The following is a 13361-nucleotide window of genomic DNA, read 5'->3' as shown; positions in this document are numbered from 1 at the left end:
TTAGCATAACTGTGATTGATGATACGTCTAAATCAGTAAACGATAGTACAGTTATTACTTGCGATTATCGATGTTAGTGCCATCAGTAAAAGAACCACTTACATCGTTACCAGAACGACTAGCAGTAGCGTGATGAGACCGAATAAAGGCTGCTAAAGTGGCTTTATCTTTTCGGTAAGGATTGCCTAGATTTGGTATGCGCTTAAAACGTCGATAGCCCCACATGTAGTGACTATAGTTGTCTTTAATCATATGCTCCATGGCTTGATTGAGTGCGTGAGTCGCGACTTCGGTATTGCGGTCATATAGCGCTGGATCGTCGAGCTTATAGCAGTAAATAACAAAACCGCGTCCATCATTACGACGAATACAAGACAAGCCAACTAAGGCACATTTGGTTTTGCTCGCCAGTTTTGAGGCAAGGGTACTGGTTAATGTTTTGATACCAAAGAAAGGAACGACTACGCCGCCTGACGGATCTGGGACGTGGTCTGGTAATACAATACTAAAGCCGCCTTGCTTGAGGGTTTTAAACACGGCTTTAACACCGCTACCATCGGTAGGCACCAAGGTTGCATTGAGACGCGCACGACCTTGCAAGATAAATTCATTAGCGAATCTGCCGTCTACAGGCTTGTACATAATAGTTGGCGAACCAAACTGATTGAGCCACGCGTTCATCATCTCCCATGTACCGAGATGAGGGACGATAGCCAGCATGCCATTGGGATTGGCAAGACCTTCTAGTAGAATATCTTTATTATGGACGTCACGAATCTGGGCAATACTCCATTCAGGTGGCATTGCCCAGCTTTTGATAGATTCAATACTGGTCAGACATTGATGATAGATGATGTCTTTGGTCAGCGCTCGTTTTTGCGGCTCAGACAATTTGTCCGTAATCAGCGCCATATTGATATGAATGGTACGCATGATGCTGAGACTTGGTATCTTGACGATAACCCAAGCGACAAAACGTGCCAGCATCTGTAGTACAGACAATGGCACGAATTTGAAAACATGATACGGATTCATAACCACTCACATGGCGATGAATCGCGTAACAAGCACTGTAGACAGCAATAGTACATCATCAAATGTTTTATTGAGCAGGTTTGTTGGTGTCAGCCTGTGCTTTTTCACGCACACGGATACCAAGATCACGTAACTGCTTACTATCCACTCCAGCAGGAGCTTGAGTTAGGGGGCACTCAGCAGTTTTGGTTTTTGGGAATGCGATCACATCACGGATAGAGTCAGCGCCTACCATAAGCATAATCAAGCGATCCAAACCAAACGCCAAACCGCCGTGCGGTGGTGCACCGAATTTTAGGGCATCAAGTAAGAAACCAAACTTGTCTTCTGCTTCTTGCTCGCCGATACCCAAGGCCTCAAGTACGGCTTGCTGCATATCATAAGTATTGATACGTAAGCTACCACCACCAATCTCAGTGCCGTTCAACACCATGTCATAAGCGATAGATAGTGCAGACTCTGGGTTGTTTTTTAACTCCTCAACAGAGCCTCTAGGCTTGGTAAATGGATGATGCATTGACGTCCATTGACCGTCATCGGTTTGCTCAAACATCGGGAAGTCAGTCACCCATAGCGGCGCCCACTCACAAGTTGTCATGTCTAAGTCTAGACCGATTTTCTGGCGTAATGCGCCGATTGCGTCATTCACGATACTGGCTTTATCTGCACCAAAGAAGATAATATCGCCATCTTCTGCAGCAGTACGCTCGATCAAGCTCACAAGTACATCATCAGTCATGTTTTTGATGATTGGTGATTGTAGGCCAGACTCTTTGTCCACACCATTATTGATGCTGCTTGCGTCATTGACTTTGATATAAGCCAAGCCGCGTGCGCCATAAATACCAACAAACTTGGTATAAGCATCGATTTGCTTACGGCTTAATGAAGCGCCACCAGGAATGCGAAGGGCAGCGACGCGACCTTTAGGATCGTTAGCAGGACCGGCAAATACTTTGAAATCAACGTCTTTCATCAAGTCTGCAACGTCAACCAGTTTCAGTGGAATACGTAAGTCAGGCTTGTCTGAAGCATAGTCGCGCATTGCTTCAGCATATGTCATGCGAGGAAATTGCTCGAACTCAACATCCATCATGGTCTTGAACAAATGCTTGATCAGACCTTCGTTGATGTTCATGATCTCTTCTTCGTTCAAGAAAGATGTCTCAATATCGACCTGTGTAAATTCAGGCTGACGATCGGCACGTAAATCTTCATCACGGAAGCATTTCGCGATTTGATAATAACGGTCAAAACCTGACACCATCAATAATTGCTTAAATAGCTGTGGTGACTGCGGTAGGGCAAAGAAGTTACCAGGACGGGTACGTGATGGTACAAGATAATCACGTGCACCTTCAGGCGTTGCACGAGTCAAAATAGGCGTTTCTACATCCAAGAAACCATGATCATCTAAATAACGACGAATCGCTGACGTTGCCTTGGCACGGAACACCATACGCTCTTGCATGTGCGGGCGGCGCATATCGAGATAGCGATATTTTAGACGTAAGTCTTCTGACACAGTCGTTTTTTCGTCATTCAATGGGAATGGCGGAGTTTCAGATTTGGCCAGTACTTCAATCTCTTTGCCCAATAGCTCAATTTGGCCACTGGTCATATTGTTATTTTCAGTACCTTCATAACGACGACGTACGCGGCCAGTGATTTTTAGTACGTATTCAGGACGTACCGCATCGGCCGTTGCAAAAGCTTCTGGTGTATCAGGATCGACAACCACCTGCAAGATACCCGCGCGGTCACGCATGTCTAAGAAAATCACGCCACCGTGATCGCGACGACGATGTACCCAGCCTACGATACTAATGGTTTGCTCAAGCAAGCTCTCGGTTACAGCTCCGCAATACTCGTCTCGGTATTCGCTTTGCGTCATAGTGCTTTGCGTCATAATATTGTTATCCAGTTATCAGCCCAATTCGAAGTACAATAATGCAGCCATTGCTGTGCGTTTCAAGCGATTTGCCAAAAAAACACACAAACAACGCGATCAAGACAAAGGGTCATCACGTTGGCTGCAGAAAATTTGATATAAACGCATATTATGCCTAATCTACCTTTGTTATACAACCGGCTGAGTTCAATCAAAGCGTAGCCATGCATTGGTATCGGCTGTATTTATTGAGCGATATCTATATTAGGTTAAATATTGTCATTTTGCTTGAAAATACCAGCGAGCGTGCGCATATCAACCATACCTGAATAAAAACATCTATAGTGATATACCTACTGACTTGAGGATTTGTAATCATGCTATTTCATCCACCAAAAAACCCGGTTGAGCTAAAAGTAAGACACTTAAATGAAGCGCAAAAACAGCGCCGTGAAGATTTAATGGAAGCCACCCAAGGCAAAGCTGCGCTTAAAGCATTCAAAAAAACTATGGCAAAAAAAGCCAAGCAGGCGCTAAAAGCAAAAAGTAAAAAGCAGAAAAAAAATCCTGACAATGCCTCGCAAGTTTTTGTTTTGGATTTTGAAGGTGATATAAAAGCCACTGCCGTTAAGCATCTGCGCGAAGAAATCAGCACCTTAATCAGTACGGCTAACAAAGGCGATGAAGTGATTGTACGCCTCGAATCAGGTGGCGGTTTGGTGCATGGTTATGGATTGGCAGCCGCGCAATTGGTGCGCTTAAAGGACGCTGGTCTAAAGCTAACGGTCTGCGTCGATAAAGTGGCGGCGAGTGGTGGCTACATGATGGCGTGCGTGGCAGACAATGTGGTGGCAGCGCCATTTGCGATTATTGGCTCAATCGGCGTGGTGTCACAATTGCCAAACTTTCATAAATGGCTCAAAAACCATGATGTCGATTATGAGATGTTTACGGCTGGCGACTATAAACGCACGGTGACGGTGTTTGGCGAAAACGATGCCGAAGATCGTGCCAAGTACCAAGAAGAGCTAGAGCAGACGCACGAGCTATTCAAGCATTTCGTCAATACTTATCGTCCAGAACTTGATGTTGCCAAAGTAGCCACAGGTGAGCATTGGTATGGTGAAGATGCGTTAAAGCTTAACCTGATTGACAGCTTGCAAACCTCTGACAGCTACATCTTAGAGCGTATGGAAGACAATGAGGTGTACGCATTACATTCACGTCAAAAGCCGACGCTAGCAGAGAAGCTGGGTCTTGCGCAAGCCGCAGAAGCGACGCTTAGTATGGTAGTGGATAAACTGCCAGATGCGCTCGCACGTTTTGAGTCAAACAGCCGTTTGAATATTCTAAAATAGTGTTAGATATCATTATGATGTCTGATAGCTAGTATTTTAGCGGTCATATGTTCAGCAATACACTGTTTGTATTTTGTAAAAGGCGTGTCCTAACGGGTCGCGCCTTTTTGCTGTTTAATCATAATTGCTGTGTTATAAATGTAGGATACAAAAAACAGTATACGTCCGTACACTAAGGCTCGCATTAAAGATCTCGCAGAGCTTTTTGTCAAAACCCGATTTAGACAATCAATAAAGAAAAGGAAGTCATTTATGTCTAGCGACAATTTAATGTTTACCGCAACGGAACATGGTCAAGCCATGCATGCCAAAGTCAAAGCGTTCATTGAAACGCATATTGAACCCATCGAAGCCCAATTCTGGGAAGAATGTCATAAGAAAAATCCTGATGGAAATTGGGAAAACTGGGAATGGCCAGACGCTTATGACAACCTACGCAAACAAGCACGTGAAGCGGGTTTATGGAACTTATTCTTACCTGACGACACCTTAGGTGCAGGGCTTTCAGTCACTGACTATGCACCGATTGCAGAGCTGACGGGTCGCAGTTTGCTCGCGCCGCATGTGTTTAACTGCAATGCGCCTGACAGCGGCAATATGGAGCTATTATGGCGCTATGGTACGCAAGAACAGCAAGACAAATGGCTCACGCCGCTATTAGAAGGTGAGACCCGCTCAGTGTTTTGTATGACTGAGCCTGATGTGGCCTCAAGCGATGCCACCAATATGCAAGCAACTGCTGTGGTCGATGGTGATGAAATTGTCATTAACGGTAGCAAATGGTGGTCATCGGGCCTTGGCGATCCTGCGGTTGATATTTTGATTGTTATGGCCTATACCGCGGATGAAAGCGCAGATCGTCATCATCAGCACTCGATGGTACTGGTACCAGTCAATACTGCGGGTGTGAATATTAAACGTATGCTTAAAGTGTTTGGCGATTATGATGCGCCGCACGGTCATGGTGAGATCAGCTTTGATAATGTACGTGTGCCCGTCAGTCACTTTATTGGTGGGCCGGGTAAGGGTTTTGAGATTGCGCAAGGTCGCTTGGGGCCAGGTCGTATTCATCACTGCATGCGTTGTATTGGCGCGGCTGAGAAGTCTTTAGAGCTGGCGGTGAAACGCGGCATGTCGCGCACGGCCTTTGGTAAACCATTACTACAATTGGGTGGAAACTTTGAGCGTATCTCTGAGGCGCGTATCAAAATTGACCAAGCGCGCTTGCTAACCCTTTATGCGGCGCAAAAAATGGATGCTCAAGGAACCAAAGCGGCATTGACGGAAATCTCTGCGATCAAAGTGGTTGCGCCAACGGTGCTACAAGAAGTGGTTGATATGGCGATTCAGATTCATGGTGGCATGGGTGTGTGCCAAGACACATTGTTACCAAATTTCTATGCGCAAGCTCGTGTGCTACGGTTGGCAGATGGTCCTGATGAAGTACATAAAACCATGATTGCCAAGCTAGAGCTAAAGCGTCAGGGTTTTAGCCGTTCTAAGTCTAACAAAGCCTAATATTAATCATTGGGTGTGAGTAAACCTTAAGTTGCTCACGCCACTATTGCTGAAAATAAAAAATTGGAAATTCACTATTAACGTTTTAGTAGTGAATTTTTCATCACTATGACTGTTTTTTACTACTAATTTTTTACTACTATAAGTATAAGTTATAAAAATAACTGATCACATGATAAGGAATGTCACATGTCAACTGACAATAAAGTACTCGATAAAGGCGGTGCCGTACGTGAGGGTGAGGAGCTTGATGCCAAAGCGGTAAGTGAATGGCTACGTAGCCAAGGTGTCGATGTCGTAGGCGAGCCTACAGTCACTCAGTTCTCAGGCGGGGCTTCTAACTGGACGTATCGCTTACAATATGAAGGCGATGATAAAAACCAAGATCTTATCTTACGCCGTCCACCAAAAGGTACCAAGGCAAAATCTGCGCACGACATGGTACGCGAATATACCGTTCAAAAAGCATTAAAAAATGCTTATCCTTATGTGCCCGAAATGATTGCGCTATGTACAGATGAATCTGTCATCGGTGCTGATTTCTATGTCATGGAGCGTATGGAAGGGATCATTCCCCGTGCCAATTTACCAAAAGGGGTCGATCTAGATCCTGAACAAATCCGTCAGCTTTGCACCAATGTTTTAGATGCGCTAGTAGAGCTGCATCAAATAGATTATACAGCGCATCCTGATTTGGTTGATTTGGGTCGCGGTGATGGCTACTGCGCGCGCCAAATTAGTGGCTGGGACAAGCGTTATATCAAAGCAAAGACACCCAACGTCCCAAGCTTTGCCTTGGTCAGACAGTGGCTCAAAAAGCATACCCCTGCTGATAGCAAAACGTGCATTATTCACAATGACTGGCGCTTTGACAACGTCATACTCGATGCAAACGAGCCGACTAAAGTTATCGGAGTCCTCGATTGGGAGATGGCAACCCTTGGCGATCCACTAATGGACTTGGGTAGTGCGTTGGCTTACTGGATTGAGGAAGACGACAATATTGTCATGCAGCAGTTTCGTCGCCAGCCAACTCACTTAGAAGGTATGATGACGCGTGACGAAGTGGTTGCTTATTATCTAGAAAAATCTGGACTACAGATAGATAACTGGACCTTTTATGAAGTGTTTGGGCTGTTTCGTCTATCAGGTATCATTCAGCAAATCTACTATCGCTACTATCATAAACAAACCACCAATCCAGCATTTAAAAACGCGTGGCTTGCCATACATGTCATGCATGCCAAATGTCTCAAACTGATTGCACAATATGAAGGCGAAGCGCTGTTCAATACACACGTTCAGCCATATTTAGAAGACAGAGGAGTCGATGCGGCAACGATTGAGAAATTGCCAGACCCTGTACAAAAAGTAGTGAAAGGCATTTTACCAAAAGGCTATTTTGCTAAGCCCTCTGATTCAGCTGAAGTATAAGAAAAACCGCAATTTGGACAATATAATAAAAGGCAGTATTTTATGACAACCATACTTTTAGCCCGTCATGGTCAGGCTTCTTTTGGTCAAGAAAACTATGATCGGCTGTCAGAGCTAGGTGAAACCCAAGCAAAAATGCTGGGTCAACACTATGCAAATACCCAGCGCCGTATCGATGCGATATTTACGGGTAATCTGGTCAGGCAACAAGACTCTGCTCGCCATTTTTGGCAAGGGTATCAACCGTTTGCTCAGGCCAATAATGACGACATGGCCATTGCGACAGCCATCAACTTTGATGAGCATGAAAGCTATATTTTGCCACAATTTGACGAGTTCAATCACAAAGATGTGTTTGTGAAATCCGCTGGTGATTTTGATAACCAAGCTGAGATATCCGCTGAAATTGCCAATGCTCAATCACCAAATCGGCGTCTTGCTGAGCTGTTTGATCAAGCGATGCAGCGCTGGCATGGTGGCAACAATGATCAGGATTATATTGAAAGCTGGCCGCAGTTCAATGAGCGAGCGCAGCAAGCGCTTGAACAAGTACGTACAAAGATAGCCGATATGCACTTAGACCAACATAGCACTGTATTGGTCTTTACCTCAGGCGGTGTCATCGCTGCCATTACCGCAAAGCTACTGAGCCAAGGCAGTCAAACCGCTTATCAGTTAAATAAGAGCTTAGTCAATACGGGCGTGACATCGATCACCCTAAAGAGTCAGCGCGCGCATTTATTGTCTTTAAATGAATACAGTCATTTATTTTCTGAAGGTAAGCAGTTTGTGACGTGGCGATAATTGAGTCAATGGGTTTGGATGCGCTTTTATACATAATCGCCACGTATTTGTAGAGCATTAGCCATTACAATAAACGATTTTAGTCAACCAGTTTTTGTCGTTGGTACAGAGGATCTATAAAACTGGAGTGTCATTTAGAGTCGATACAAGGGAGGGCTTATGCAACACAAACTGCTTAATTTAGTCACTAAAAGCGCCAAACAAAGTAAAGCTCAGGTATTTAGCGCCGTTCAGCCATCACGCTATCTAAAAGACCTAAACAAACAGCAGGTTGGTCAAGGCAAAACCGTCCTGATCACAGGAGCAAGCTCAGGATTGGGCGAGGGTATGGCAAGATTGTTTGCTAAGCTTGGTTATAATCTTGCTATCTGTGCGCGCCGTACTGATCGTTTAGAGCGCTTGCAGTCAGAGCTGGTAGCAGCATATCCTAATATACGCGTTGAATACCAAGCGTTAGATGTCAGTGATTATGATGCTGTTTTTAAGGTATTTGACGCATTTGCTGCTGACTTTGGCACTATTGATCGTATCGTGGTCAATGCAGGGATTGGCGATAGTCGCCGTATTGGTAAAGGACGTTTTGATACCAATCGCCGTACCGTTGAGATTAATTTCATCTCGGCATTGGCACAATGCGAAGCGGCGATGAATATCTTTCGGGCTCAAAACAGTGGTCATCTGGTCGTCATGTCGAGCATGTCAGCGATGCGTGGCCTGCCTAAGCACCTGACAGCTTACGGCGCGAGTAAAGCAGGTTTGGCACATCTTGCAGAAGGGATTCGTGCTGATATGCTATTGACTAAGTTGCCTATTAAGGTCTCTACTATTTATCCCGGTTACATCCGTACTGAGATTAATACGAATGCCAAGCCATTGCCGTTTGAAGTCGATACTGAGACAGGTACCAAAGCGATCGTTGCCGCGATTGAGGCCGAGGTAGAAGAGGCGTGTGTACCGAGCTTACCATGGTCAATCGTGGGACAGGCGATGAAGCGTTTGCCGCTGCAAGTGATGAGTCGATTGAGCTGATGCAACACGCTCGTGCAATAAAAACAAAAAGCCCACTCTAATAACAGTGGGCTTTTTTGTCTCTATGGCTAGATAATCATGTACAGATTATAGTGTTTACGGGTTGTCTGATATGTGCTGCTCACGTAGCTTTTGACGCAATACTTTACCGACATTACTTTTTGGTAGTTCGCTGACAAACTCGATATGACGCGGGCACTTATAACCCGTTAAATTGTCTAATGCAAACTCTTTGATGTCTTCTTTGGTGACATTGTTGTCTGCAGGCACAATATAGATTTTGACGGCTTCACCTTGTTTTTCATCAGGGATACCAATCACGGCGCAATCGACGATACCTTCATGGTCAAGCATGACCGCTTCAATCTCATTTGGAAATACATTGAATCCTGACACCAAAATCATATCTTTTTTACGGTCTAGTAAAGTGAAGTAGCCTTTTTCATCCATGCTCACAATATCGCCAGTACGGAAGTAACCATCGCTTGTGAAATCATTGGTATTGTCTCGATTGAAATAGCCTGACATGACGTTTGGGCCTTTGATGCACATCTCACCTGCCTCATGCATGGCGACACGTTCACCATTTTCGTCGACGACGATGATATCGACACTAGGAACTGGTATGCCGATTGTACCGTTGAACTTACGATCAGTAATGACGTTGGCGGTACCCGCTGCAACACCTTCAGTCATACCCCAACCTTCAACCATCGGACAGCCAGTAACTTCTAACCAACGGGCTGCTGTTTGTTCTGTTGCTGCCATACCACCGGCTTGCGTGATACGCAATGAGCTAAAGTCCAAATCTTTGAAATTTGGCTGATCAAGTAAACCTTTAAACAAAGTGTTTACCGCAGGGAAAATATGGAACGGTTGTTTTGATAGCGTTTTGATAAACCCTGGCATATCACGCGGATTGGGTACTAGAATAAAAGTGTAGCCTGAACGCATACCAAGTAAGCTGAGCATAAACGCAAAAATATGATATAGCGGCAATGCCATTACCATATTGATATATACCTCATTGATATCTGAGGTCACTGGACGATACCATGCTTCTGATTGCATCGCCGCTGCGACGACATTACGCTGCGTCAAAACAGCACCCTTAGACAGACCCGTTGTGCCGCCTGTGTACTGCAAAATCGCTTTTTGCTGCAAGGTGGCTTTAGGTGCTTGAATAGGAAGGTTCTTACCTTTCTTAAGCACTTCAGGAAACTTGGTAACGTGATATTTAGGATCGTTAAGGTTGTATTTAGGCACTAAGCGTTTCACCTGACGGATAACGGTATTTACCAAAATACCTTTTAAGCCCATCATATCGCCCATTTTTGAGAGTACAATACGCTTGATATTGGTCTCTTCAATGACTTGCTCTAGCGCTTGAGCAAAGTTATCCACCACAAAAATCACCTGAGCGCCTGAGTCATTCAATTGATGACGCAGCTCGCGACCTGTATATAGTGGGTTGATCGGGGTACAGACGTAACCTGCGCGTAAGATACCAATCATGATTGGTAAATATTGTGGGACGTTTGGCATCATGAGTGCCACGACGCTGCCTTTAGGTAAGCCTTGAGCTTGTAACCATGCTGCTACTGCCAATGATGCTTTGTCAACGTCATCATAAGTATGAGTCACACCCATGCAGATAGTCATCGGATGCATACGAAAACGGTTGAAGCACTCTTCATACAACTCTATGAGGCTTTCATATTGATCAGGATTAATGGTCTTGGGTACGTTTTCTGGGTATTGAGCAAGCCAAGGTTTATCTACTGTCATGCCAAGCGTCCTTAAATTAAGATAAGTTAAGGGTCTATAAAAAAGTAGTCACATCCATGTCGACGATATACATCAGTGCTCTTTGAGCGATGAATTGTCGAGTGCTATCCTTTGTTTTCACATACTGCTAACGTACAGAGTCCTCTATAAAATTTGATTTAACTACCAAGAATGAGCTACTAAAAAATAAGCATCTGAGTAGATTAAATAACGGGTTACTGTTTCTAAAATTGAAATACCTTTCAAATCAACAGTTTTGACGTGTCTAAAGTCAATATTCGATTAATCTAAATCGACAGAAAACTTAGTGACACATTGCGGGCTTACATTAACATAACTACAACTAAACTCGTTACAGGCATACGAGAACTTGATAGTTTATATTTGGGTTTGATATAGGAAAAAATATATGTTGGAGAGTGAAGAGTATTCAGAATGGATCAGAGTAGATAAAAATTTGTGCTCGATACATTTATCTTTCAATGAGACATTCAAAGCAAATAGGCGCAACAAAAAAGCGCCCTATTATTGATATAGGGCGCTTTTTTCAAGAGAAGTTACTTATTGTTGAGGGTGGTCTGCATGATGTTTCTCACGCAGTTTTTGACGTAATACTTTACCGACATTACTCTTTGGTAGTTCGCTGACAAACTCGATATGACGCGGGCACTTATAACCCGTTAAATTGTCTAATGCAAAATCTGTAATCACTTCCTTAGTCACGTTATTGTCTGCAGGAACCACATAGATTTTGACTGCCTCACCTTGACGCTCATCAGGAATGCCAATCACAGCGCAGTCAATCACCCCGTCGCAGTCTAGCATCACAGATTCAACCTCACTTGGGAATACATTGAACCCTGAGACCAATATCATATCTTTTTTGCGGTCTAATAAGGTAAAGTAACCTTTTTCATCCATACTCGCGATATCGCCAGTACGGAAATAACCGTCGCTTGTGAAATCATTAGTGCTGTCTCTATTATAGTATCCAGAGGTTACATTAGGACCTTTGATACACATCTCACCTGCTTGATGCGTGCCCACACGCTCACCATTTTCGTCAATAAGAATGATGTCAACATTGGGGACAGGTATCCCAATTGTACCGTTGAATTTGTCATCGATGACGAGGTTCGCTGTACCGCCTGCGACCCCTTCTGTCATACCCCAGCCTTCAACCATAGGGCAGCCTGTCACCTCCAACCAGCGCTCGGCTGTTTGTTTGTTGGCCGCCATACCACCAGCTTGAGAGATGCGTAATGGCGCAAAATTCAAGTTTTTAAAAGAAGGTGTATCAAGCAGCCCCTTAAACAACGTATTGACCGCAGGGAAAATATGGAATGGCTGTTTTGACAAGGTTTTGACAAACCCTGGCATATCACGCGGATTTGGTATCAATATAAAGGTGTAGCCTGAGCGCATACCGAGTAGGCTCAGCGAAAACGCAAAAATATGATAGAGCGGCAATGCCATAACCATATTGATATACACTTCATTGATGTCTGAGGTCACCGGACGATACCAAGCTTCTGCCATCAAGGCTGCAGCCACGATATTGCGCTGGGTCAGTATCGTGCCTTTAGACAGACCCGTTGTGCCACCTGTGTACTGCAAAATCGCTAATTGATCTAAAGTCATTTTGGGTGCATGAAAAGGCAAAGTTTTGCCTTGCTTGAGCACATCCGGGAATTTAGTAACTTCATGCTTTGGATCGTTGAGCTCGTATTTGGGTATCAAGCGTTTGACTTGACGGACGATGGTATTCACCAGCATACCCTTAAGTCCCATCATATCGCCAAGTTTAGATAAGACGATACGTTTGATGGCGGTTTCATCGACGACTTGCTCAAGAGCTTGGGCAAAATTATCCACCACAAAAATCACTTGAGCGCCTGAATCATTTAGCTGATGGCGTAGCTCACGACCTGTATAGAGTGGGTTGATTGGGGTACAGACGTAGCCTGCACGCAAGATACCAATCATCGTCGGTAGATATTGCGGTAGGTTTGGCATCATCAGCGCGACGATACTTCCTTTGGGTAACCTCTGAGCCTGTAGCCAAGCTGCGATTGCCAAAGAAGCGTTATTGACATCATTATAAGTATGCGTAACACCCATACATATACTCATCGGATGCCCACTAAAGCGCTCGAAGCATTCCTCGTACAACTCTATCACGCTGCCATAAGTATCAGGATTAATGGTCTTTGGTACACTTGCTGGATATTGGTCAAGCCAAGGTTTGTTTGGCATCATAGTCAGCGTCCTTGCAGTTTGATATAGGTGAATGTTTTTTAAGAAAGCAGTCATATGCATGTCAATATCACAAATCAGCATTAATGTGATTAACCTGCTATTGGATGCAGTAACGTCCGTGTCTGCTTGCTGTTGTTGCCGTTGTTCAATCTAATTAACTACTGATGGGTGAGTTAAATGAATCAAACAATTAGATAATCCAATGACAGAAATAACATGTATTTCAAATAGATATTATCTTGTTT

9 protein-coding genes are annotated in these 13361 nt (G+C 44.3%); 5 read left to right on the top strand and 4 right to left on the bottom strand.

The features are described 5' to 3' along the window. Window positions 1-54: 54 nt before the first annotated feature. Both PSBA01_RS12650 and aspS read right to left on the bottom strand, forming a co-directional pair. Entirely contained in the window at window positions 55-1035 is a 981-nt protein-coding gene (locus PSBA01_RS12650) for a lysophospholipid acyltransferase family protein (RefSeq protein WP_186474630.1), read from the bottom strand. Window positions 1036-1102: 67 nt separating this feature from the next. Continuing rightward, a complete protein-coding gene (aspS, locus tag PSBA01_RS12645; RefSeq protein WP_186475545.1) occupies window positions 1103-2929 on the bottom strand; it encodes an aspartate--tRNA ligase in 1827 nt (608 codons plus the stop codon). Between the two features lie 374 nt (window positions 2930-3303). On the opposite strand from aspS, the gene sohB reads away from it, so the two are divergent. From sohB to PSBA01_RS12620, 5 genes are all read left to right on the top strand, one after another. Then, window positions 3304-4284, top strand: coding sequence for a protease SohB (sohB, locus tag PSBA01_RS12640; protein WP_186474629.1), 981 nt, complete (start codon window positions 3304-3306; stop codon window positions 4282-4284). Window positions 4285-4554: 270 nt separating this feature from the next. After that, entirely contained in the window at window positions 4555-5802 is a 1248-nt protein-coding gene (locus PSBA01_RS12635) for an acyl-CoA dehydrogenase family protein (RefSeq protein WP_071003587.1), read from the top strand. A 189-nt stretch (window positions 5803-5991) separates the two neighbouring features. Continuing rightward, complete coding sequence (locus PSBA01_RS12630) at window positions 5992-7236, top strand: phosphotransferase family protein (RefSeq protein WP_071001465.1); 1245 nt, start codon at window positions 5992-5994, stop codon at window positions 7234-7236. Window positions 7237-7278: 42 nt separating this feature from the next. After that, entirely contained in the window at window positions 7279-8040 is a 762-nt protein-coding gene (locus PSBA01_RS12625) for a histidine phosphatase family protein (RefSeq protein WP_071001466.1), read from the top strand. A gap of 159 nt (window positions 8041-8199) precedes the next feature. Further along, window positions 8200-9069 (top strand): SDR family oxidoreductase, encoded by an 870-nt coding sequence (locus PSBA01_RS12620; protein WP_186474628.1) that lies wholly within the window; start codon window positions 8200-8202, stop codon window positions 9067-9069. A 96-nt stretch (window positions 9070-9165) separates the two neighbouring features. On the opposite strand, the gene PSBA01_RS12615 is transcribed toward PSBA01_RS12620, so the two are convergent. Beyond that, entirely contained in the window at window positions 9166-10857 is a 1692-nt protein-coding gene (locus PSBA01_RS12615) for an AMP-binding protein (RefSeq protein ID WP_186474627.1), read from the bottom strand. A 561-nt stretch (window positions 10858-11418) separates the two neighbouring features. Continuing rightward, window positions 11419-13116, bottom strand: a complete 1698-nt coding sequence (locus tag PSBA01_RS12610) for an AMP-binding protein (protein WP_186474626.1) — start codon at window positions 13114-13116, stop codon at window positions 11419-11421. Window positions 13117-13361 lie beyond the last annotated feature (245 nt).

Origin of the sequence: Psychrobacter sp. KCTC 72983 (genome assembly GCF_014280455.1) — a bacterium.
Classification (GTDB): Bacteria; Pseudomonadota; Gammaproteobacteria; order Pseudomonadales; family Moraxellaceae; genus Psychrobacter; species Psychrobacter pacificensis.
Note: the sequence above shows the minus strand (reverse complement) of the source record. Positions and strands in the feature narration are given on the sequence as shown.

Excerpts from the sequence above, each read along its gene's own strand:
- PSBA01_RS12635 (WP_071003587.1), top strand. The coding sequence starts at position 4,555 with ATGTTTACCGCAACGGAACATGGTCAAGCCATGCATGCCAAAGTCAAA.
- sohB (WP_186474629.1), top strand. The coding sequence starts at position 3,304 with ATGCTATTTCATCCACCAAAAAACCCGGTTGAGCTAAAAGTAAGACAC.
- PSBA01_RS12615 (WP_186474627.1), bottom strand. The coding sequence starts at position 10,857 with ATGACAGTAGATAAACCTTGGCTTGCTCAATACCCAGAAAACGTACCC.
- aspS (WP_186475545.1), bottom strand. The coding sequence starts at position 2,929 with ATGACGCAAAGCGAATACCGAGACGAGTATTGCGGAGCTGTAACCGAG.
- PSBA01_RS12620 (WP_186474628.1), top strand. The coding sequence starts at position 8,200 with ATGCAACACAAACTGCTTAATTTAGTCACTAAAAGCGCCAAACAAAGT.
- PSBA01_RS12610 (WP_186474626.1), bottom strand. The coding sequence starts at position 13,116 with ATGATGCCAAACAAACCTTGGCTTGACCAATATCCAGCAAGTGTACCA.
- PSBA01_RS12630 (WP_071001465.1), top strand. The coding sequence starts at position 5,992 with ATGTCAACTGACAATAAAGTACTCGATAAAGGCGGTGCCGTACGTGAG.
- PSBA01_RS12650 (WP_186474630.1), bottom strand. The coding sequence starts at position 1,035 with ATGAATCCGTATCATGTTTTCAAATTCGTGCCATTGTCTGTACTACAG.
- PSBA01_RS12625 (WP_071001466.1), top strand. The coding sequence starts at position 7,279 with ATGACAACCATACTTTTAGCCCGTCATGGTCAGGCTTCTTTTGGTCAA.